At 62.6% G+C, this 21,819-nt stretch carries 26 protein-coding genes; 6 read left to right on the top strand and 20 right to left on the bottom strand.

The genetic code is table 11. The features are described from left to right. Nucleotides 1-24 precede the first annotated feature (24 nt). The 4 genes from F4827_RS31275 to F4827_RS31260 all read right to left on the bottom strand — a co-directional run bounded on the left by F4827_RS31275 (nt 25) and on the right by F4827_RS31260 (nt 3,714). The gene (locus F4827_RS31275) at nt 25-1,389 is read right to left on the bottom strand and encodes a metallophosphatase family protein (RefSeq protein WP_183733792.1); all 1,365 of its coding nucleotides are present in this window, start codon (nt 1,387-1,389) and stop codon (nt 25-27) included. Between the two features lie 69 nt (nt 1,390-1,458). Beyond that, entirely contained in the window at nt 1,459-1,953 is a 495-nt protein-coding gene (locus F4827_RS31270; protein ID WP_183733795.1) for an NADAR family protein, read from the bottom strand. A 157-nt stretch (nt 1,954-2,110) separates the two neighbouring features. Further along, on the bottom strand, nt 2,111-3,448 hold the full coding sequence (locus tag F4827_RS31265; protein WP_184123970.1) for a hypothetical protein: 1,338 nt from the start codon (nt 3,446-3,448) through the stop codon (nt 2,111-2,113). Next, nucleotides 3,445-3,714 (bottom strand): hypothetical protein, encoded by a 270-nt coding sequence (locus F4827_RS31260; protein ID WP_184123967.1) that lies wholly within the window; start codon nt 3,712-3,714, stop codon nt 3,445-3,447. The genes F4827_RS31265 and F4827_RS31260 overlap by 4 nt, the downstream gene beginning before the upstream one ends. Before the next feature lie 640 nt (nt 3,715-4,354). Between F4827_RS31260 and F4827_RS31255 the strand changes: the two genes are divergently transcribed. The 6 genes from F4827_RS31255 to F4827_RS31230 all read left to right on the top strand — a co-directional run bounded on the left by F4827_RS31255 (nt 4,355) and on the right by F4827_RS31230 (nt 7,750). Next, nucleotides 4,355-4,972, top strand: coding sequence for a DUF1845 domain-containing protein (locus F4827_RS31255; protein ID WP_184123964.1), 618 nt, complete (start codon nt 4,355-4,357; stop codon nt 4,970-4,972). A gap of 86 nt (nt 4,973-5,058) precedes the next feature. Then, nucleotides 5,059-5,901: a hypothetical protein gene (locus tag F4827_RS31250; RefSeq protein WP_184123961.1), complete on the top strand. Its 843-nt coding sequence runs from the start codon at nt 5,059-5,061 to the stop codon at nt 5,899-5,901. A 7-nt stretch (nt 5,902-5,908) separates the two neighbouring features. Beyond that, nucleotides 5,909-6,322, top strand: coding sequence for a polymer-forming cytoskeletal protein (locus tag F4827_RS31245; RefSeq protein WP_183734027.1), 414 nt, complete (start codon nt 5,909-5,911; stop codon nt 6,320-6,322). Continuing rightward, nucleotides 6,319-6,591 (top strand): hypothetical protein, encoded by a 273-nt coding sequence (locus F4827_RS31240; protein ID WP_183734030.1) that lies wholly within the window; start codon nt 6,319-6,321, stop codon nt 6,589-6,591. Before F4827_RS31245 ends, F4827_RS31240 begins: the two co-directional genes overlap by 4 nt. Before the next feature lie 84 nt (nt 6,592-6,675). After that, nucleotides 6,676-7,110, top strand: a complete 435-nt coding sequence (locus F4827_RS31235) for a hypothetical protein (RefSeq protein WP_184123958.1) — start codon at nt 6,676-6,678, stop codon at nt 7,108-7,110. Between the two features lie 97 nt (nt 7,111-7,207). Further along, nucleotides 7,208-7,750 carry a hypothetical protein gene (locus tag F4827_RS31230; protein ID WP_184123955.1) on the top strand — a complete coding sequence of 181 codons (543 nt, stop codon included), beginning with the start codon at nt 7,208-7,210 and terminating at the stop codon, nt 7,748-7,750. A gap of 65 nt (nt 7,751-7,815) precedes the next feature. Here F4827_RS31230 and F4827_RS31225 read toward each other — a convergent pair whose 3' ends face one another. The 16 genes from F4827_RS31225 to F4827_RS31150 form a co-directional block, all read right to left on the bottom strand. Next, the gene (locus tag F4827_RS31225; protein ID WP_184123952.1) at nt 7,816-7,971 is read right to left on the bottom strand and encodes a hypothetical protein; all 156 of its coding nucleotides are present in this window, start codon (nt 7,969-7,971) and stop codon (nt 7,816-7,818) included. A 45-nt stretch (nt 7,972-8,016) separates the two neighbouring features. Then, the gene (locus tag F4827_RS31220) at nt 8,017-8,595 is read right to left on the bottom strand and encodes a hypothetical protein (protein ID WP_184123949.1); all 579 of its coding nucleotides are present in this window, start codon (nt 8,593-8,595) and stop codon (nt 8,017-8,019) included. Nucleotides 8,596-8,605: 10 nt separating this feature from the next. Continuing rightward, on the bottom strand, nt 8,606-8,953 hold the full coding sequence (locus F4827_RS31215; RefSeq protein WP_184123947.1) for a hypothetical protein: 348 nt from the start codon (nt 8,951-8,953) through the stop codon (nt 8,606-8,608). Between the two features lie 20 nt (nt 8,954-8,973). Beyond that, the gene (locus F4827_RS31210) at nt 8,974-9,198 is read right to left on the bottom strand and encodes a hypothetical protein (protein ID WP_184123944.1); all 225 of its coding nucleotides are present in this window, start codon (nt 9,196-9,198) and stop codon (nt 8,974-8,976) included. Nucleotides 9,199-9,223: 25 nt separating this feature from the next. Continuing rightward, a complete protein-coding gene (locus F4827_RS31205; RefSeq protein ID WP_184123941.1) occupies nt 9,224-10,933 on the bottom strand; it encodes an ATP-dependent helicase in 1,710 nt (569 codons plus the stop codon). Nucleotides 10,934-10,952: 19 nt separating this feature from the next. After that, nucleotides 10,953-11,855: an ATPase gene (locus F4827_RS31200; RefSeq protein ID WP_184123938.1), complete on the bottom strand. Its 903-nt coding sequence runs from the start codon at nt 11,853-11,855 to the stop codon at nt 10,953-10,955. 252 nt (nt 11,856-12,107) lie between these two features. Next, nucleotides 12,108-12,713 (bottom strand): DUF4400 domain-containing protein, encoded by a 606-nt coding sequence (locus F4827_RS31195; RefSeq protein WP_183734056.1) that lies wholly within the window; start codon nt 12,711-12,713, stop codon nt 12,108-12,110. After that, a complete protein-coding gene (locus F4827_RS31190) occupies nt 12,700-12,966 on the bottom strand; it encodes a hypothetical protein (protein ID WP_183734059.1) in 267 nt (88 codons plus the stop codon). Before F4827_RS31190 ends, F4827_RS31195 begins: the two co-directional genes overlap by 14 nt. Then, on the bottom strand, nt 12,923-13,444 hold the full coding sequence (locus tag F4827_RS31185) for a hypothetical protein (protein ID WP_183734063.1): 522 nt from the start codon (nt 13,442-13,444) through the stop codon (nt 12,923-12,925). The genes F4827_RS31190 and F4827_RS31185 overlap by 44 nt, the downstream gene beginning before the upstream one ends. A gap of 13 nt (nt 13,445-13,457) precedes the next feature. Next, entirely contained in the window at nt 13,458-15,338 is a 1,881-nt protein-coding gene (gene traD / locus F4827_RS31180) for a conjugative transfer system coupling protein TraD (RefSeq protein WP_184123935.1), read from the bottom strand. Further along, nucleotides 15,335-16,804 carry a TraI domain-containing protein gene (locus F4827_RS31175; protein ID WP_184123932.1) on the bottom strand — a complete coding sequence of 490 codons (1,470 nt, stop codon included), beginning with the start codon at nt 16,802-16,804 and terminating at the stop codon, nt 15,335-15,337. Before F4827_RS31175 ends, traD begins: the two co-directional genes overlap by 4 nt. After that, entirely contained in the window at nt 16,801-17,847 is a 1,047-nt protein-coding gene (locus F4827_RS31170) for a type IV secretion system protein (protein WP_183734024.1), read from the bottom strand. Before F4827_RS31170 ends, F4827_RS31175 begins: the two co-directional genes overlap by 4 nt. Nucleotides 17,848-17,857: 10 nt before the next feature. Then, a complete protein-coding gene (locus F4827_RS31165; RefSeq protein ID WP_184123929.1) occupies nt 17,858-18,604 on the bottom strand; it encodes a DUF4141 domain-containing protein in 747 nt (248 codons plus the stop codon). 9 nt (nt 18,605-18,613) lie between these two features. Next, a complete protein-coding gene (locus F4827_RS31160; protein WP_184123926.1) occupies nt 18,614-21,088 on the bottom strand; it encodes a VirB4 family type IV secretion system protein in 2,475 nt (824 codons plus the stop codon). Further along, entirely contained in the window at nt 21,082-21,426 is a 345-nt protein-coding gene (locus F4827_RS31155) for a VirB3 family type IV secretion system protein (protein ID WP_184123923.1), read from the bottom strand. The genes F4827_RS31160 and F4827_RS31155 overlap by 7 nt, the downstream gene beginning before the upstream one ends. Then, entirely contained in the window at nt 21,413-21,799 is a 387-nt protein-coding gene (locus F4827_RS31150) for a conjugal transfer protein TrbC (RefSeq protein WP_183733887.1), read from the bottom strand. The genes F4827_RS31155 and F4827_RS31150 overlap by 14 nt, the downstream gene beginning before the upstream one ends. Nucleotides 21,800-21,819 lie beyond the last annotated feature (20 nt).

Raw genomic sequence — 21,819 nt, 5'->3', positions numbered from 1 at the left:
GCGTGATGGCGGCTATGTCACACGTCAAGCCGCAAAGAGATCGCCTTCGAGCCAGTCCAGCGACTGCCCGGCAGACGCGGACACGAGAGCTGGCTCATCGACAACGACAGAAGCGCTGTTGTCGACGAGCGTCAGCGGCGTTGCGGGCGTCGCCTCCGCGAGCGCACCCTCCAGTCCGGCAAGGATGGATTGTGCGATCGCGTTGGCATCGCCCGACTCCAGCAACTGCAGGCGTTCAAGTAGCGGCGAGGCCTGCACATCGGTCAGTTCGCACCAGCGCGCGAGCTTTGCATCAACCGATCTTTCCAGGCTGATACCCTCGGCGCGGCTGCGCACGACCGGCAGGATGCGCGGCTCGATCTTCACGCCGGGAGCGTGGGCAAACATCGCCTCGATCGCGGCCCGGTCGACGGACTGCCGGTGCTCCTCGTCAACCTGCCAGCGCACGCGCACGAACGCGTCGCCCGAGTCCGCAGCAAACTTCGCGAGACGCGCCATATCGGGCGGCCCGTCGAAGTCGATGCACAGCATCCGGCGCGACGGCGTGGGCACCAGTTCAGCCGAAGCCGAGTGGGTATCCACCTCCCATAGCAGGTAACCTTTGTCGCCCTGCTCGCCGTAATGAAACCGGCCGATCGAACCCGCGTAGGCGATACGTTGCCCTGCCCGCTCCCAGGACTGATGCTTGTGGATGTGACCAAGGAGAAACGCGGAACACTGCGCATCAAAAAGTGCCGAGAGCGAGAATTCGTGATCGAATCCCGCCATCGTGACGCCGTGCTCTGTTTCGCAACCGTTCACCGTTCCGTGCGAAATGCCCACGGTACGGATACCCGCATCGCGTAGTCGCGCATTCACCCTTCCCGACGCTGCCAGATACGTCGCGAGTACGTCGCCGAGGTCGGTTGCCGCGGCGAGCGCGCCAACGCTCGCTGCGAACTGCCCCTTGTTGACGGTCGGCAAACAGGTGAACACCGCATCGGGTTGCATCGCGATGACGAGGGCAAGTTCCTTTTCGCTGAATACCGCGCCGGCCGAAGCGAGAAAACCGCCGCTAGCAAACGCAACCTGCTGGATGCGATTGGCAACGAACACGCTGTGGGTCGATCCCATCAGCGCGAAGATATCGAGGGTGCCGGGCGGCTCGTGCGAGAACGTGCCCTGCAGCATGATCACCGGCATCGCCGCTGCGAGACGGTGGATCTGCCGCGCAAGCGCGACTAGCGCCGGCGAGTGCGCGTCCAGCCGGTGGTCGGTCGAATCTCCCGACACCACAGCGATGCGCGCGCCGCGCGTGATCGCGTCGCTGACGGCGAAGCCAAAGCAACGATCGGCCTCGTCGAGACGTTCCGGCGAGTAATGCAGGTCAGAAAAATGGGCGATCTCCAAGATGCACCTCCATAAACAAAAATGGCCGCCCGAAGGCAGCCTCAATGAGTGGATCCGCGCAAAGCGGTTCTAGAAGGAATGGCGCGGGTCCAGTACGTCCCGTACCCGCATGAGCGTGGTGCCAAGCAGATTCAGGCCACGCCATTTAGAAGGATCAGCAATGCCTGGGTCATCGGCCTTGAGGCCCACACCCCAGATGCGATCCCACGGACTTGCCTCAACAAGCACGGTCGGGTTCGACGCCATGAGTACCGACCGCATCGCGCGGTTCTGCGCGAACTTCTCGCGGCAGCCGACAAATACGATCCCCTCGCGTCTGGCCTCCCAGACGGTCTGGTCGAAACCCTCGACCTTGCGTCCGATCGCCTTCTGCTGGGCCGGATCAGCCGTTGCCATAACGGCAGCAGCCGAGCGCTCGTCGCCGAAGAGCTTCGCTTTCGAAAACATCATGAACTGCTCTACCGAGCTGAATGAGAAGCCCCGATAGGTGAACTGGCAGCGATGCCAGTTGCTGAACACGTCGCCCGCGCCAAAAAACGCGGTGTAGTTGCCGATCCTGTGCATCGGACGACTCCCTGATCAAGATGGATGGGCCGCCATAGGGCGGACAGATTTCGATGCGCAGCAGCGCGGTCGAAAGCGTTTTAGCAAGGCGGCTTGCTGAAAGGCTCTCGATATCGGGAAAGAAAGACGCCGACCCCATAAGGGGTCGGCAAAATGGTTATTGGTACACGGCGTCACGCACCGCGGCTTCGATGGCGTGGTCCAGAGGAGCACGGTCGTCGAGAGCCGCAGCGAGCAGACCATTCATGCCGTCGATATCGCCAACACGATGGGTCCAGCCGCGCCCGTACTTCGCCTGGGCGAAGATGCGGAAATCGCGCTGCCGGCTTTCGGCGCTCAGGCCGAGGCGTTGAAGCAGGTCCGACATGCGGTCGAGCTTCTCCTCGAACGACTCTTCACGATCAGGTCCGGTCTGCGGTTCGTCATCGCGGGACTGAAGTGGAGAAGGATGCGCGTGCAACAAGGCGTCGCCGGCACCGGCAGAGTTCTGCGGGTGCAGGACGTGAACCGAACCGGTCGCGCCTGCTGCATCATCGCCGCCACCGCCCTCCAGCAGCATCGCAGCCTCGTCGGCTGCAAGCGCCGGCGGGTGATCGTCAGCACCATCGAGCAGCGCACTGATATCGATATCCGCATCGAGGACAGTGAGCATCTGCTTCTGGCGCACGGCCTCGCCCGCCTCATTGATACGTGTGATGTCGAATTCGCGCTTCGACATCCAGAAGTGCGTGCCGGTGAGCTTGCCGCGCGCGAGCGCGACGGTCTGCATCGCCGAGTACGCCTTCTGCAGCACGTAGATCGAGTTGGTCGGCAGCTCGATCAGTCCCAGCCCCTTGATTTCGGGGATCGCAAAGATGAAACGCGCCGACAGGTTGCACTGACGGGACTGGTACTGCGGGCACTGTTCGGGATTGCACACGCCATCGGGAATCGACGTGTCCTCGCGCAGGACGCTCTTGCGCGGCCCGAAGTTGCGCTGGGCGCGTTGCGCACGCGGATCGCGTTCGGGCTTCGCGTACAGCTTGCAGAAGCGCGTGCCGTCCGGACCGTACTCCGAGAAGAACTTGCGACCGTTAGTGCCCCACGTCGCCATCTCGTTCGGGATATTCGCCATCCAGTCATTGAAGGCGAAGGTGACCGGGAAGCGATACAGCTTCACGCCCTCACCACGATCCTCGCCATAACGGCGAAGAATTTCGTCGGCAATGTCGGGATTGGTGAAGTCCGATCGGCGGCACGTGAAATATGGCACGTTGCGCGGCGCAAGCGCATTCTTCAATCCGCAACGACGCTCGATTTCCTCGCCGATTTTCTCGAACGACTCGCCGCTGGCGAGCAGTTCGTCGTAGAGCTTCACGGCGCGCTCGTTCTTGCGGGCGCCTGAGGTCAGGACCTTGATGCCAGGACGGATGCGGCCAATCACCGGCGTGCGCGGCGCGCGCTCCTCGACGATGCTGCGCACGGCGTTGCCGTGCATGCTGATCACTGCATTCATGATGGTTTTCTCGCAAGAATGAAGATCGCCGTAGTGCGCATCGTTCTGGCCGACTGCTCCAGGTTTGATGCCGCCGCTTCTCCGCGGCGTGTGGCGATATGTGAAAGAAAAACGCGACGCTCGCTGTCAGCAAGCATCGCGATCTGTGTCGATTCACAACGCTCACGCCAGGCGGGGGACGTGGTATCGGCGGTCTTGCGCTCGTCGTCGATCGCGTGGCTGATCGTGTCGGCGATACGCTGGTCAAGGCTGTTGGGAAGAAGCACGGGCGCCTCCGGGCAGAAGATAAAAAACGCAGGACGAAAAAAAACGCGCTCCCCTGGCAAGAGGCGCGCGTTGTGGATTCGGAGGTAGATGACCCATACGCCACGTCCCTTTCGGGGACGTGGCGCACAGGGAGCCAGAGGCTCATAACAGGGAACGGAAAGTCGTTCCCGGCGCGACATGATCACGTCGCGCAGACAGCCCTTTTCCGAAAACGTGGAGTTTTCGCCGCAGGATCACGGTTCAGTGCACTTCGATCGTTCTACCCAGGAGGGGCCTGGAGAGAGAACACCCGAAACCCGGGCTCGAACGATGTCGCGGCGCAAATGAATGCGGCCGGCGACGAGTATTACCACTGACGGAAGGGGATCTTGGGGGCGAGCCAGATCATCACAAGAAAGATTCCACACCGGGGCCAGGCGGTCGGAGCATGCCGCAAGGGCACGACTTGAGACAGAAGATGGACTCCGGGCTACGGAGTCGAGGTCGATGCGTCAGGGACGCGAGCAATGAAGTCAGTATCAGGGAAAAATGCCGTCGTAGTGTCTGAAATGGTGGGCTATTTCGCGCATCTTTTGCACGATCTGGTCTGATGAATCGGGAACACAATGGCCGGTGAGAGAGAACACCAACGAAAAGACCATGGCCGCTGTACTTGAAACGGCGCCGCTGCCCGACGAATCAAGCGGACAGGCGGTGCCAGACGGGACCCCCACGACGACTCCGCCGGCGCTTGCGCCCGTGCCTTCCGGCACCGGACTCAAGCCGATCGAGCGCCTGACGAGCGACAGCCGTTACGCGAAGATCATTCCTGATTCCGAGCAACTGACGGAGCTGCGCTACAGCTCTCAGTTCGTACGGGATTTCGTGCGCTCCGACTACAACTTCTGTGCGTCAAAGATTTCGGTCGCGCGCGGCGGCAAGTTGCGCGCGCTGGATGTGACGGTTCGCGAAACGTCTGGCTGGCTGGCGAAGTGTGTCCCGTGGGTTGAAAAGCATGGCGCACGCGCACTCCCCTGGCCTTCTGAAACCATCATGCTTGAGGTCAAGCGGCCGCTCGCCGGTCAGCTGCTGCGCTGTCTGTTGCTCTACGAGCGACTGTACAAGCGCACGCAGGAAGCACGAAACGAGGGCAAGCTCTCCCCCGAGCGCTGCGTGGCAATGCTGCTCAACGCGGAAAAGAAGCTCAAGCACATCGTCCAGGTGTGCATGCCCGACAACGACCAGTACGACTTCGACGGCACGCGCCGCGAAAGCTGATCGTCTCCCACCCTGCCGCCGTCCGCCAGCTTGACTTCTGCGCTGGCTGGATACGCTCGTCTGTAGACCCACGAGGAGGACCCCGTATGGAAATTGATCTTCGCGAGATTCAGGCGTTGCACGCCCGATACGCGCGCGAGCCCGTTGTCATCGACCTGGAAGCGCAGATGCGTGCGCGCCCGGCGCCCCTGTTGCTGGCGCACGATCCGAAAGTCAGCTCGTTCAGCGCATCGCCCTTGCGTCGCGTATGGAGGGCACGCGGCACGCTGGGACGTGGTGCGCTGATGGTCGTCGGCGGCGCGGTCATGTCGGCAGCAATCGGCACGGGGGCTGCCCGGCTATGGACCAGCATCCACGGCGATCACGCCGCCGGCCCGCCTGTAGCCTCAAGCCAGGGCGCGGTTGAACCGCCCCGCGAGGCCGGTGGTGGCCAGGCCATCTCGCCCGGTGATGGGGCCCGGCCACTGACCTCACAGGACCTCGGTACGTCGGCTCGCGGCGCGGGCGCATTGGCGTCGGTCGATCCCTCCGCGCTGCTGCGTCAGCCAACGTCAGCGTCCCCAACTGCGCCACAGACCAGCGCTCGCGCAGTCGCGGCGACTGACGAGCAGCGGGCGATTACCTCTCCAGTCCGTCAGCACGTTCTTGAGCGCCTCGCACAACCCAGTGCGCCATCGGTCGCGCCGATGCATATCGCGCCGCCTGCGGCACCGTTGCAAGCGCCGCCCTCCGCTGCGAAATCACCGGAACCGGCGGCCACGGAGCAGGTGGCACCGGCAGCGCGCCCGCAACCGGCGGCCCCAGCGCGGCATGCCATTCGCCACCGCACGCCGGTTGCACAGCAACCTGCCGCGAACGCTGATGCAAAGACCGCACCTGCGCAGACGCCTGGCAGCGCCCCGCACGGCGGCGACGTCCAACTTTTCTGAGGTAACCATGAAAGCCACACTCAACGTGACCCTTCTCGCGCCCGGCTCGGCGATCGAGGGCAACCTCATTCTCGACCACGGCGTGAGCCTGTTCGGCATCGTGGGCGGCAATCTCATCTCGAACGAAGGACTGCTGCATGTCGGCCCGGGCGGCCTCGTCAAAGGCCAGGTCGAAGGCGAGCACGTGCGCATCGACGGCGTGGTCGAAGGCGACGTTCACGCGCGCGGCTCGCTGGAGATCAACGGCCGCGTAAAAGGCAACATCTTCTATTGCGGCACGATCCGGCTGGGCCCGTCCGCGTCCCTCGAAGGCCAGCTCAAGCGTGTCGCGCGGGAACTGACGATAGAAAACGATCCATCACCCGTGCCGGAGGCGTCGAACGTTCAACAGATCACGCGCGCAGCCGGGAGCGGTTCATGACGCTCATTGAATGGCTCGTGCGCGCGGCGATCAAGCTGATCGCGATGGTCGCTGTAATCGTCGCGTGCATCGGCGCGAGTCTGATGGGTCTCGACTCCATCATTCCCAAACTGATGGCCCGCCACTACGCACTCGCCGGGATGTACGGCCTGGCCTTGCTGACCGCCTTTGTCGGCACCCTCCCCTTGGGCCTCGGAATCGAACGTTATGCGCTCAAGGCGTTGCGCTGGCCAGCCTGTTCGCCGAAGCGATCGCGAGCAGCAGCGTGACCCAATCCCCTATTGCAGGCCGCCGTTGAACGGCCCTCTTGACCTCAACCACGAGACTTCCACATGAAGATGAAACCGCTGTTTATGGCCGCCCTGCTTTGCGCATCGGCTTTCGCTCACGCACAGGCCACGTCCGATGGCGCGCCGGGCGCGCAACTGTCGCAGCCAGTCCTTCCTACGGCCAACGAACTTCGAACCAGCGTTGCCTCTACTGCCCGCAGTGAGCAGCTGGAAGCGCAGGCACAGGCGGACCGCGCCGCGCAGGAGGCACTGCTGGCCGAAGACACCAAGACCGAGCTACTCGGATTTGAAACGGTCCACTACGGAACGCAGGAGGTCAGGCTCGAGCTTTCGAAAGAAACCGTGCTGCATGGCAAGCACGCTGGCCATCACGCGTTCTGCCGACAATACGTGCAGAACTACGCTCACGAGATCGCCACGTCAGAGCTTTCGAACAACGAGTCGAGCGACAAAACCACGATCGTGCTCGGCAAGACCTGTGTTTGGGCTCACGGCTAAGCGGGCACCCCAAACAACGAATGCGTCATCGTTGCCGTCGACGGCGGCAACGGTGAGTCGCACGACTCCCTGACTAACCACACAGCCAATACTCAAGATGATGAAGAAGATTGCAGCGGTCCTGTTGATGGCGCCGCCCCTCCTGGCCAGTGCGGCGGATGTTGGCGGCACTATCGATGGCGGCGCCTACGATGCCGCGCAGATTCAGGCTACGGCAGGTGTCGCCGCGTTGCCCGACGTAAAGCAGATCGCATACACGCTGACGATTTCCGAGAAGGGCAAAGTTCTCTATGACTTTGCTGACGTACTCAACGCGGACGGTCGAGAGCATCCGTCATCGTCCACAAGCGAACATCCCTACCTGTCTGGCGATAACGAGACGCGTAAGGTGGACACGGGTCTGTTCATGAGCGTGACACCCAGGATCGGCAGTGACGGCTCGATCCTCCTTGGACTCAAGCTCACTGATTCGGCGCTCGTTGGTATGGATGCCGTGGAGGACCACGGCACCTCAAAGCAGTCGCCGTGGATTGCAGAAGAAACGCTCGCGCGCAGCGTCTCGCTGGTCAGTGGCAAGCCGGTCAGCATGCCGGTCGGGAAAAGCGGCCGGACGCTAACCGTCCAGGCAAAAGTCATCTGATTGGTGCAATCGAGAGACGGGCCGCTATGGCGGTCCGTTTCGATTCATGCATACTCTGGCACGCGTTACTTCGCGCTATCAGTGAACGCCGTCATCAAGGCACCCTCAAACGCCTCGTAAGGGCTGCGATTGAAAACTACCAGCGAGCTGGCCACCACGCCGACGAGCGTGAGGCAGCCGAGCACCTTGCGGGCGCTGAGCGTGAGTTTTCCAACTTTCATGTTGTGCCTTTATGGGTTGGTAGAGGCGGCGGCGTGCCGCGCCGGCTACAGTTCGTTGTGGCAGACGTTCCAGCCGTAGTCAGGCCGTTCGTCGAGCGCGACAGCGTCACGCCACCAGAGTGACCACCACACTTCGAAAAAGGCCTTAGGGTACGTCTTCGGGAGAAGGTGGCAGTCGTCGGCCCAAAGAATCAGGTAGTGGGTGTCGCGATACGCCTGCCCCTTGGCGAGCGCATCCGCTTCATCGTCATAGAAGAAGGTCGGCATCTCAATGCACTCCATCATGGCGTGCACGCAAGGGGGGAAGATCAACGCACCCGAAGCATCGCGCGCAATTTCGAAATGCGGCCGGCTTTGGGCGCTCACCATCTCCGCCAGCGCCTCGCCCATCGGCTGAAGCTGTGCCCTCAACAGTTGCAGGCGTTCCTCTGCATATTCGCCTATCACGCTCTTCGAAAGATCGTCGTCGGTGCCACGACGAAAATCGAACAACCACTCGGTTGCACCGGTCGCGAGGCGCGCGCGATCGTAGCTACGGGCGAACGACACAAGTGAGTCCGTGTAGACCGGAAACCGGGCATCAGCGGCCGCGCTTGCGGTGGCGTGTTGGAAAGTCTGGATCATTTTCGTCCCATTAACCGGCGCTGGGCGGTGCTTCTTCGAAATCCAGCATGGAAATGCACGATTCAAGGTCGCTGAACCACGCGTCGACTTCGCGGTGGTCGAACTTATCGACCGCAAATACCCGGCCATCGCGGGCGCGCAGCAGAAAGATGCCCTCGAACGCGGTCGTCCCGATCATGCAGACGCCGTTCTCGTGCAGATCCCGCTCCTCCGTCGCGTCGATGATCTCTTCGGGCTTCCAAAGCGATCCCGCCTGCGACCATAGACCGTTCGGGTGGCTCGCCAGATAGGCCGAGAGCGTGTCTGGCACAGGCATATTGAACTTCGCGCTGAACCACGTCGCGAACCATTCCGGCATCGCCGCTTCATTCGCGCCCGTCATTTACCCTTCCTCGCGTTGCCTCGCCCCGCCCGCTTTACGCGCGGCAGCAGCCACGCGATTGCGGCAACGGCAGCAATAACGGCCGCAAACGCGAGCGCGCAGTTCACGCCGAAATACACGCCTATCGTGATCGCGGCGAGAACAAACACGCCGATCGCAAGCTGGGGGCCGCTGTCGCCTGAATAAGAGCGGGTCTCAGGATCGTATTTCCAGTAACTCATTGGCTAAACCTCGGCGGGCTGGATCTCATGTTTCGGGCACCTGCGATTCGTGGATGAAACGCGTGGGCGGGTTCTTGCGGATCGACGTGATCGTGAGCGTTTCGCGTGCGCGCGTCATCGCCACATAGAACAGGCGACGCTCCTCGGACTCGGGGCTTTTCAGGTCGGGCACGATGTTTTCCTCGGAGCGCGTGATCCACACGTGATCCCATTCCAGACCTTTCGAGCTATGCATGGTGGTGAGCACCAATGCATCGGGCGCGGGCTCGTTGTTCGCGCGCTTCAGAAACTCGATGCGCTCGCTGAATGTCCCGTTCAGGCGCATGATCACGTCGTATGTGCCCTGGATGGCGCGTTCCGCCGCCTCCTTGCGCACATAGTTCATCATCCATTCGCGAACGCCCTCGAGCGCAAGAGAGTAGAACTCACGCTCGCATAGCGATTGCCATTCGGCCAGCCGCTTCATGAAGCCGCGATAGGCCGTAGCCGTGTCTTCGGTCATGCCCAGCGCGACCAGGTCTTTCTTCTGTTTCTGCACGAGCGTCGCGCCCATCGCGTTATGCAGCGCGGTCAGGTCGCGCGTGCTCATGCCCGCGTATCCAAGCACCGCATCCAGACCGTTGAGCTTCACGCGCTGGACGATCTGCAGCAGGTTGCACATGAGCGCGCCTTCGGGCTGATCCAGCACCGAGCGCCCAGAGGCACGGTAGTACTTCACGCCGTGCGAGCGGCATACCGATTCGATCGCATCGAGCACCCGGTTTGTCCGGGCGAGAATCGCGCACGACTGGTTCGCCCGAAGACGCGGTTGCAGCGCTTCGACGGCGGCCGCCGCATCGTCGTATTCGTCGTTGAACCGACGTGCGAGGATCGTGCCGCCCAGGCCCTTCTCGGCATGCAGGACCTTGGCGATGCGATCCGGGTTGTGCTGGATCAGTCGATCGGCCGCCGACAGAATCTCGGAGCGGCAGCGATAGTTGCTGCCGAGCACCACGCGCTGGGCCTCGAATTTCGTTGCGAAGCCTTCCATGCCCCGAAAGCCCATCGCCGCGCGAAAGCCGTAGATGCTCTGATCGTCATCGCCCACGACTGTCACGCAAGCGCCGGCGGCCGCGTGCAGTTCGACCCATTTGTACTGCAGCGGGTCGGTATCCTGGAACTCGTCGACGAGCAGATGGGTGAATGCGTAGGGTTCGATGTCGCCTGATTCCATGCCAGAGATCGACAGGCGCAGCATGTCCTGGAAGTCGATCTTGTCGTTGCGTGCGAGCGCGTCCTCGTAGGCGGCATACAAAATCGCTTCGGGCGAACCGTCGATCGCGTGCGTGATTCCGGTTTTCAGCTGCTCGATGACGGGAATCGCCTCCTCCACCTTCCAGTTCAGGCCAGTTTCTGCCAGCACGCGGATCAACAGACCGGTGCGGTCGCCGTCCGACGCGATGTCGCGCCGGCGGCCCGGCTTCTGGATCTGGCGAAAACCCAGCGAGTGGAAGGTGCCCGCGATCAGGCGTGGCTTTGCGCGCGGCCCCGCCAGTTTGAGGATACGGTCGCGCAGTTCGGTTGCGGCATCCTTGCTGAACGTCACGGCGCCTACGAGTGTGCCGGGTTCGCTGAGCAGCGACGCGGCCTTCGAGGCGATGGTCTTCGTCTTGCCCGCGCCCGGACACGCGACAGCAAGACAATGACGCCGCGCCTGTGCGACTTCGAGCTGCTGCGGGTTCAGGCCGTCGAGCATCGGGGTTCCCCAGTGTTCCTTAGTTGCCGTGAACCGTCGTCATCAGGCGCAGGTGGGTCATGTAGCCGCGAACGCCGACCGGGTGGAACTTGCGCAGGAAGCGCGACACCTCTTCGTCCACGTCGCCCTGGTCGCGCACGCCGTTCCAGACGAGAAAGTCGAACTGGTCCATGACCTTGTCGAAGCGCGTAATCACGGCCAGCATGCGCATTGAATAGCGCGAATAAGCCTCAACCTGGATTTCGAGCGACGGCTTGGTGACCTGCGGTTTGAACACCGTGTCGCCACGTTCGATCATGCCGCGCTCGGTGCGCTCGCGAAAACCTTCGGCGACGTCGAGCTGCTCGGTGACATACGCCTCCAGCGACGCCAACTGCTTGTCGAAAAACGTGTTCACCGCTTCCATATCATCTTCGCCGAAGGTCGCCCGGCCGAAACGCTGCATGTTGATGCTCATGCGGTTCAGGTACGGCCACCATTGTTCGAACAACGGCTTCAGACGCGTGTGATTCAGGCGCACGGCAGCCGGGACGATCGCGGCGCCCGAAAGCTGACGCTCAAGCAACTGGCGACCGATCTCCCGGCGGCGGCGGATGATGGCCACGCGCTCGGCCGGCGGCAGGTCGCGAAAGAGCTTGCGGGTGCGCGCGACCTGTTCGCGCTTTTCCTCGGCCTCGCTCTCGGTGATCATGCCCTCACGGTGCAGCGTGGTGGCGTCGTTTTCCATCTGCTGCAGTTCGCTTTCGAGATCGCGGTCGTCTGCGCCATCGGTCGTCAGCGGTGCATCGCCAGCGGGAGCGGTTGCTCCGGATGCAGGGACTGCCGCGGCCAACGCAGGGATCGCCGCTTCGGAGGCTGCCAGTTCGATTTTGCCGGACGCCGCGCCGTCGATCGCGGTCGTTTCTTCGTGGATGGTGCTCATGTCGTTGACCCTGAAAGATTGCACGCGCACCAGCGCGCGGCATCCACCTATTGTTGCGAGTGGCGTCGCGTGCGGACGGGCAAAACACGGGGAAAAACGGTGGCTTTCCGGCAAATGCGTAGAGTGCGCGAGACAGACGCTTTCGGCAGGCATGTTGCATTTTGCAGGCGCCTGAAACCCAAAACGCAGAAAGCTCACAAAATCTGTGAGCTTTCTGGATTGAAACGCGAGAGGACGGAGGGGCAGTTCGTGTCAGCTCGACGAACTGGCTATCCACAGAAGGAGTGGCAGGAGCACCGCCACCGCTGTCCAGCATTGTGCAACGATCGGTAACGGCAGCAGCAGCACGGCAAAGGCGCATCCGAGCGTCAGCAGCAACGCGTGGACCGCGAGGTGAAACGAAAGCGGACTCGCGAAGCCGGCGGCCGCCGCGCGAATCTTGCGCCGCACCGAGCCATCCATCGCGGCTGCAAAACATAGCACGACGAGGCCGCCCAGCCACGCGTGCATCACCACGGCCCGATAGAGCGCGCGATAGAGCAGCATCCAGAACTGCTTCACCCAGGTATGGGCGAAGCTGCTCATGCCGTCGTCGTCGAGGTCGCTGCTTTCGCCGGTGCTCATGGTCGCCTGCACCGCGCCCGTGTCGATGAAAAATCGATGGAACAGCCTGTTTGTCGTATCGACCGCAGCGCTGGCGCGCTCGTCGCCCAGTGCGCGCACGACCGACCGGGACTCGATCTCGCTGATTTCAAAGAGCGACTGCATCGGCACGACGGGAAGGCACACGCAGACAAGTACCGGCAGCACCAGAAACCACCACTTCAGGTGGCGTACGAACCGGCTACTGCTGGCCATACAGCCAACCTCCAATGCGGAACAGGAGGTAGAGCGGGAAGGCAACGACTCCTGTCATACCCACATAGAAACGCACAGGGTTGCGCACAATCACGACTGCGAGTCCCCACGCGCGAGGAAAGCGCCCGCGCCGGAAATCCGCCGGTGGCGTCACGCCGAGATCGTCCTGGGCGCGCACCGTCGAGAGCACGCGCGCGGCATCGGCCTCATCAAGCCCCGACAGTTTCGCTATCAGGATAGCTGTGAGCGACATCGTAATCCTCGAAGTAGAGTCGGAAGCCTTCGCCGGTCAGGGCGCGAGCGGCAAGCTGGAACGCAGCAGTCTTGGGGGTGATCCGCTCCGGGCACGCCTCGTCGATCATCTCGGTCGTGCCGTCGTCGAATCGGGCTTCGAACGCGGTGACCGGTTCGAACATCGGCGACCAGACATGCACATTCTGGCCGTCCTTTGCCACGTAACGGCGCGCATAGAGCAGGTGGGCGCGCTGGAACAGGCCCTGCATGAACGCAATGTGTGGCTCTCCCGACTTGCGTACACGTTTGTAGGCCGACAGGCCGTCTTCGAGCATCTCGCGCATGAGCGGCTCGCTTTCGCCCATGAAGCGCTCGCCGATGAAATCGGCCAGGCGCGAGCAGGCGAGTTCGAGCTCGGGTGCGATCGTAAATACCGGCATGAGACGTGCCGAGAGCCGGTTTTCGCGGATGATTTTCTTGAACACGGTGGAGTTCATGCGTTGAATTGTTTTAGCCCTGGAGGATTGGAATACGGCCCTGATAGACAGCGCCACCGGAAATGCGCATGAAGTACTGCAGGTTCGGCAGCCGCTGGATCAGTGCGGTCGGAATGAGTGGCGCGGTCTCCTGTTGCAGCGAACGCGTGATGCTGCCGTTGAATTCGCCCAGATGTCCTTCGCTGCCCCGGCTCGTGCCACCCGAAACCTGGATGTTGCGGATGACTGTTTCGCCAACCTTGTCGGAGAACCATTGCGCCGTATCCGTGTCCTCCAGTCTAAGGATGATCTGATTGTTGAGATTGCCCAAAACCTGAAGCATCTTCGCGGCATTTCCGAGTTTTGCCTCAAGGTCGGCGCGCGTCTGGAACGCGACAAACGCCTTGAAGCCAGCGCCCCGCCCCTTGTTCAGGATCTGGATGACCTGCTCGTTGATCGCCTCGCCCACCTCGTCGATGATGAGCACGACGTCGGGCGTTTCCTTGTAGAAGTTATAGATCGCCCCACACACGGCGGCGACGTCGGCCAGCACCATCGAGGCGATGGCCTTCTGCACGATGGCGTTCGACAGCGAATCGAAGCCCATGTAGAGCACGGCTTTCTGCTTGATGATCCGGTCGATATCCCAGATCTCGCGCTCGTCCTCAAAATCGTCCACCTTGGGCGCGAGCATCAGACCCGTTTCACCCGTCGCCAGCATCTGGAGCAACGGCATCACCGAGGCGATCACCCGCGTGTAGTGGTCGCGATCGTGCATGTGCGTCGCGATCAGCCCGTCGATGGACTCATGGCCCCGGTCGTGGCGCGCGTAGCGCTCGTTGTAGAGCATCGCCATCGCATCGACCGGGCCGACCGAACCAGGACGGCCACCGATCTGCTGGATGGTGGTGGCGACCAGTTCCTCCCAGTTGGTCATGCCCATCTCGACGAAGAATCGCTCAAGACTGCGTTCGAGCAGGATGCCGACGCCTGCCTGGGCGTATTTAAGGATCGAGCGCAGGTTCGGCTTGTCGCCCACATACAGTTCGCCCTTCACGGCCCGGTCGATAAAGAGGAACGCGAAATCGCGGAACGGACCCTCTTCCATCAACTGGGCGATGCGCCCGGCGATTTCCGACGGCTGCGACCAGTTTTCCAGCGGATTCAGGCGGATCGATTCGAGCGGCTTGGCCTGACTCCAGTACAGGAACTTGCGGCCGGTTCGCGCGCACTCGCGCTCCACCCGCGCCTTGCAATCCTTGTCGTTCTTCGGGTCGATCATGATGAGCACATCGCCCAGATGAATCACCTGGGTGGCGATCACCTCGTATGTCCGGGTCTTGCCGGCACCCGTTGTGCCGCCCACAGCGGTATGCGCATTCATTGCCTTGTAGTGGAAAGGCACCGCTGCTTTTGCGGGTTCCATGCCGTGGATCCACGAGACGCCCTGGGGCTCACGGTCGCGAATGCTGTCCTTCGGTGCGAAGACCTTTTCGATGGCGCTCTCGATCTGGCGGCCCCGCTTCGTTTTGTTCAACCATTTCGGCAGACCCGGAATATCCGTGGTCGGCATGCGCAGGATGTCGTGCGCGATCTGGCAGTGTTTCTGCGTCCATTCGAAGCCGGTGCCCAGGTACATCGAATTGCGGTCTTCGCGCATTTTCTTCTGCACGCCGAGCAGGCGCGCTACGGGCATGGTCGACAGCCACTTCGTCGAGATCGCCATACGAAAGCGCAGCGCCTTCCAGACGGCCCAACCGCGCCACAGCGCCGCGGCGAGCGTCAGCAACGTGAAGGCCCACCAGTACGGCATCCCCGAGAACGGCAGGAACACCAAGGCGATGGACCACAGCAGCCACGCGCGAAACTCGTAGATCGGCCGGAAGTGATTGATATAGCTTGTCGCCGCGTTCACGCTTGCTCCCGCTCCATGATGAGTTCGCCGGCGCGTGGCGCCAGCACGATTTCCGCTTGCACGTTCGCGACCAGCAGGCCACGACGACGCAGATGCTCAACGAGCGTGTCGCTCGCGACGCCGTAGCTGCCGACAAGGCGCTTGGGTAGCGCCAGTCCCTTTTCGGTCCACGTGACCTTCGCCCGTCCACCGGTTACGTCCTCACGCAATGCCTTGAAGAACTCGCGGATCATGTTCGGCTGGCCCTCGAGCACCTGATCGAAGGTCGCGGGTGGCGTAGCGCGCTCGGCGCGCGCGGCCGGTACACGCATGGCTGATGGATCCACGCCGATGGGCGCAGCTTCGCCCGCGAACGGCAGGCCAAGCTGCGGATCTGGCGCGACTGCGGGAGGCTGCTGAGTGGCACTTGCGCCGTCTGCGGCGGGGACCGTCGCCGGGCCCGCCTGCACCACCATGGGAGGCGTCGACGGCACTGAGCTCGACGCTGGCACTGCGGTGGGCGACGTCCCATCTGCCGTTTGCGGCGCAACAGGCGTCGCAGGGGCTGGCGTCTGTGTCGCAGCGGCCGACGTCGGCGCTGTCGGCTGCGATGCGCTGGACGGTACCGCAGACGACGGTGCAGCGCCCATAGGCTGGTTCGGCGACGGGCTAGACACCGGTTTGGCTGTCGTGGACGGGCCAGCGGGCGGCGCTGGGGCTGGCTTGACGACCGGCTGGACGGCGGCCGCCACATGAATGGCAGCGGGCACCGGATATTCCACCGGCTCGTAGACGGATTGCTGCGCCTTGCGATCGAAGTCCGCAGCGACGGTGACGGCCTGCCGCACGACCTTGTGCACCAGCGACTCAGCGCCCTGCACGTGCGGCAGCGGATTGATTGCGCCGAACAGTTCCGAGAGCACTGCGGTCTCGTATCCGGCAAGCAGCGACTGGCCGATCAGGTTTTGCGCGAGCAGCGCGGTGCGCATGCGTTCGACCGGCAACGGTGCCGCGCGACGCTGCAGCGAGTAGGTTGAGCCCGCCAGCCATGCTGCGAGAGCGCCATGGCCAGCCGGGTTCCACTCGGCGCGGTCGCTGTCGCGCACCACCACGAAGTGCCGGTACGGTTCGTCGAGACCCGAACACACCGCCGCAAGGAAGACCGCGTGGTTGTACTGCGGCTCGATCAGGCGGCGTTTCTCGGAGGGCAGGTTCGTGCCGAACTTCTGGCCACCCGCCAGGCGCATCGCGTAGAACGCGGTTTCCACGGTGCAACGGAACGCGCCGCCTGGCTCGCGGTATAGCAGTGGCGAATATGGCAGGCTTGAAAACCACGCCGCGCAGCGCGCGAGAACGTCGCCCCAGCGGGCGCGGTAGTCGTCCTCGCGGGCCTCGTTCGCTGCCTGGCGGATGAGCGCCACGCGCCGTTCGTGTTGTTGCAACAGGCCGTCGACCTGAACTGGCTGATACGCCGATGTCGAAATCATACGAACGCGGCCGCCTTTGCCGCGGTTTTGGCCGCGGTACTGAACATGCCGCCCGATGCACTCGCGCCACCGCCAAACATACCGGCCATTTTTGGAATTTCGAACGAGAGCAGAAAGACGAAGAACGAAAGATCCATGACATACGTTGCGCCCTCTGAGGTCGACAAACTCTGTGCGGCGGCAGCCGTCATCGCGTCGTTGAGCGAGCCGGCGACGAGTTGCGACAGAATGGCCGAAATCACGCAGTACATGCCGGAGCTGATCATCCAGTCCAGCCAGGCCTTGAAGAAGCCTCGCGTATAGGAAGAAAACCCGAGCGCAACGGCGATCTGGCCCATGACGATGCCGACGCCTGCCTGAATCAGCCCAAGGTTGTTCATGAACGCGAAGACGATACTCGTCACCATCAGTACTAGCCAGGCGACAAGCAGCGGGCCCATGGAGACGATCAGCGCAGGCACGTCGTACCAACTCGTTGCATCTTTCGCCGTCATAAAAGCGTCGTACGCCGCACTGGAGGCAGCCGCCATCGTGGCTGAAACACCGCTCCCCGCCCCCGCCTGAATCAGCGCGGCGAGCTTCTGGAACCAGCCGAAAAAACCCGCACCGAAGGTCTGGTATCCCACGTACAACGACGCGAATATTCCAAGAATCGCGACTTCTTCAAATGCATCGACCCATGCCTGGGTCGGGTCTCTGGTTGCACTGAACCTCACGAATGTGAGCACCAGGGTAATGACGCCAAGACCAGCGGCGAACTTGTCGGCCTCGCTTTTCAGATTCTGGCTGGTCTTTACCGCCGTCGGGATGATCGCGGAGAACAGCGTGTTGAATGCCTGCGTGGCCTTCGCGGCACCGACGGCCACTTCGCCCTTCCTTACCGTATTCGCTCCCTTGCCCGGGCTTGAAGCTGGAGGCGCAGGCGCATCTGACGGGACAATCTGTTGCCCCTCAGCCGGGCTGTCGTCGGCGTACGCAATCGAGACGAAGCCGTGCCCCATCGCGAAGGCCACAAGGAGCGCGAGGAATAGTTTCCGGAACATGATGGCGACCTCAGTTGCCCGGCAGCGCATCGAGGCGCGCCCGCTCGGCGTCCTGTTGCGCCGCAAAGGATGCAGCTGCCGCAGCCCGATCCTTGGCATCCTGATTGTCGATCGCCTGCTTCTGCGCGTCGTCCTGCGTCTTCGCGGCCGTCAGGTTCAACAGATCCGAAAACTGGCTGGACACGAGATCCAGATAGTGCGTCGTGAGCTGCGCCGTCGCTTCCTGGGTCGGCGTGAGCGAGAGCTGCGTCTGCAGATCCGCGCGCCGCTGCGCCACCGTCTGGACGTGGGTCGCGACGGTGTTTCCAAGCTTGAAGAGGTTCGTCGCCGTCGCATCGCCCTGCTTGTAGAGCTGGTTCATGTCGGAGAGCCACTGCGTGGGCGACTTGCCCGAGGTCGAGATCAGGTTCTGGACGTGCCCGATGTACTGCGCGCCATCCTGCAGGTCACCGTACATGTCGCTGAGCGTGCTCACATACTGTTTGACCTTGGTGATGTCACCCGTGATCTGGTCGTACTGCGCCTTCATCGCCACCGGATTCAGGTTCACGGCCTGAAGCAGCTGGTTGGCCATCATCTGGTACTGGTACACGATGTTCGTGTTCTGATAGATCTCGCCCTTCACGGCCTTGGCCGCCGTCACGACGTTCTGCGCGAAGTTGGACGGATCGAACACGGTCAGCTGTGCGTGCGCGGCGGTGTTCACACCCAGGAGCATCGCCGCTGCAAAAGCGGCACGGAATACGGAATATTTCATGGTGTCAACTCATTCGAGGGTCAGCATTTCCTGGATGTAGTTCTCACGCCAGTTGCTCACGCCCGACACGTAGTGCTTGTCGAGAATGTTCTGTGCGCGGCCATCGGCACGCAGCGATGCGAGCGTTTCCTTGTCGAAGCTCGCCTCAAGCATGCGAATCTGTGTGGGGGTCCACCAGAGATAGTCACGGTTGGGCACCGCATCCGCGATCATGTCGATGACGGTATCGGTCAGCCCGAAGATGTCCGAGTAGAGTGCCTTGTTGCTACGCGCATCCGCGTTGGCGAGATAGACGATGTTCTGAAGCTGTTCCTTCAGGATTTCAAAGTTGGGGACACGCTCTAGCTGCTTGAGTGACTGCGTCGCCAGGGCCAGCATCGCGTTCAGGCGCCGGATCGTCACGGCCCACAGTTCAAGGCGCGCATAGAAGCGCGGGTACATGAAGTAGAAGCCGCATTCCTCGATTTCGATGACCGTGAACCGTTTGCCGTCGAGCCATTGCGACACGCGGTAGAAGGCGTAGTCCATGAAGAGCAGCGCCGCTTCCGGATGGTTCTGGAACAGGTCGCCGCATTCGATCGAGAGGTTCTCCGACAACGAGAAGGCGTCGTCGACGTGGTCGAAGAACTGGCCGTTTTTCTCGCCCTTCGTCCAGATCCGCAGGCGCTCGCGCAATTCGGCCGACAGCAACGTGGTGAGATACGACAGCGTCCAGAACTCCGGTGCGTAGCCCTCGCCCAGCATCGTCACCTTCTCGAAGATCTCCCGCTCCTGCTGCGGCGAGCAACGGAAATCCTCGTCCTCGATCGCCATCTGGACCCACGTCGCGACATACACGTAATGCCGGCTGTCCGCGAGCAGCGAGAGCGGATTGACGGGCGTGGCCGCCTCGTAGCGGCCGGTCACGTCAATGAAGTGGCCACCCGAGAGCACGGTCGGGATGCGCGTCGAGCGCTCCTTGTCGAAACGGATGCGGCGCGCGTCGTGGCGGCCCATCTGCGACAGAAGGAAATTGAGCAGCATGGTCTTGCCCGCGCCGTTGGGCCCGACCACCAGCAGGTGGGCGCGACCGCTCGGGTGGTGGAGGACCATGCGCTGGAGTGTCCGATGGCGCGTAGGCAGGATCGTGACCGGACCGGTTCGCCGCCCGAACTGCTGCGTGAGCCACTCGTTGATCTCAGGGCCTTCGGGCACACCGCGCGACGGCGCGACATCCGACACCGCCATCGTCTCAACGAACTGCAGGCGCTTCTGCTCGTCCCAGCGCCCAGGCAACGTCGATGCCCACGCCGCCCCAAGGTTGCGCTCCTCGAGCACCACGCCAAAGCCGGCGTTGCTGATGCGACCGACCACGTCGGAGGTGGCCTGATCACACTCTTCGGTCGTGTCGCCATACACGACAATCGAAATGTTCGCGAAGCCGTACTGCTGCCCTTCGGCGGTCAGGCGCTTGAGCGCATCCTCGGCCTCGTCAGCAAGCGTCTCGCGGCCCTTGTCGTTCTTCTCGGTCTCCTTCGTCGCGTACTGCTTGAGCATCGCCCACGGATTGAACGCCGCGGCCTTGTAGAACTTGCGGGCCGACTTGATGTACTGCTCGGCGCGGCTCGTGTTGAGAAACCGGTACATCACGCAGATGTCGAGTTCCGCATCGATGTCGCACAGCACGTCGAGCGCCGCCTCCTGGAAGCCCAGCCACTCCTTGACCGCGATGATCTTGGCGAAGCGCTTTCCGTGCGCGGACTCGAACAGCAGGTGCTCGGCGCCGTACGTCACGACGGATTCCGTGAGGTGCGTGTCGAGCATCGTGACGGGATAGCGTACGCGGCGCGGCGGCACGGACGGGTTCGCCGTCTGGTGCAGATAGGACAACGCGCCCTGCAATTCAAGGCGCTTCATCTTGAGCCGGCCCACACCGCCGCGAAACGCATCGAGCACGCCTTCGAAGCGCTTGATGTCGGCGGTGATCTGGTCGAGATCGAACGCAAAGGCATTGCGCGTGAGCACCTGATCGCGGATCGCCTCGAAGATCGCCACCGGCATGGATTTGCCGCCGACCTTGAGGTGATAGCCCACCTTGTCGAAGAACTTGTTGATGCCAGTCTCAGGCGTAAAGGCGAGCGAGAGCGAATGCGAGTTGCGGAAGTACTTGCCGCTGCCGACCTTCTTCCGGTTAATCTCGTCCAGGCGCGCATCGAGCGGCGAGTCGAATTCGCCCTCGATGGCACCGCGCACGCGACGATGCGAGAGACGCCACCAGGCGGTCACGCGGTGGTCGAAATTCTTGCAGGCGTTATCAAGATGGTTACGCGCTGCCTGAAAGTCGCTCGCGTTCGGGGTATCGGCGTCGATCCCCTCGAACGTGAACGACGTCAGCAACGATCCATCCTTGTCCAGCACGAGCTGGGGCGTGACCATGGTCGCCCACGGCACGATTTCATGCACTGGACGCCGCGCAAGCAGGTGGCGTTTCCCGGATTTCAGCATGGCAGATCCTGGTCGAATCCATAGGGACGGCGAAAGCGCGCCGTGCCCTTCTGCATCGGCGACGGCTCATGCACGTCGGGGTAGCGGTTGTAGGCGAGCATCACCAGCCGCCACCACGGGTCGCGCGCGCTCATCCATTTCAGGAAGAAGTGCACGCCGGCACCAACCGATATGAATGCGGCGGAGACGACGAGGTCGAACCCGCACGCGTAACAGAGCATGGCGGTCACGAACCCGTTGGCCATCGCGAGCATCCGGTCCGCGCCACCGATCTGGCGCGGCAACGACAGCGAGCGGCTGACCTTGGCCCGATTGCGACCAGATTCAGGTGCAGACATAGCTGACCTTGAAGTGATTCTTCATGATCGGGATCGCACAGGCCGCGAAGCCCAGACCCACGAACACGCTGCCGAACACCTTGCCGAGCGTGCTTTCCGAGTTGGCGATCGCGATGAACGCAAGAATCGCAACGACGATGCCGCCGCAGAAGAGCCACGGGCCGCTGATGTAGTTCGAGATCAGGCAGATCACGTCGGTGGCCGCGCCGAGGTCGGACAGATCGGTGCCGCTGGCCGAGGCAACCGGCGCGACCGCGCTCAGGCCAGCCGCGATGACGGTGGTACGCAGTTCGCTGCGGCTGAACAGACGGCCGCTTGCCGCGCGCGCTCGCGCGCCAGCGCGTTGAAGATTCGACAGCAGTTGCTTTTTCATCGGTTGGTCCACTCCAGTGG

The organism is Paraburkholderia bannensis (assembly GCF_014200455.1).
GTDB lineage: Bacteria > Pseudomonadota > Gammaproteobacteria > Burkholderiales > Burkholderiaceae > Paraburkholderia > Paraburkholderia bannensis_A.
The sequence above is the reverse complement of the archived record's forward strand: the minus strand, read 5'-3'. Positions and strand labels throughout refer to the sequence as shown.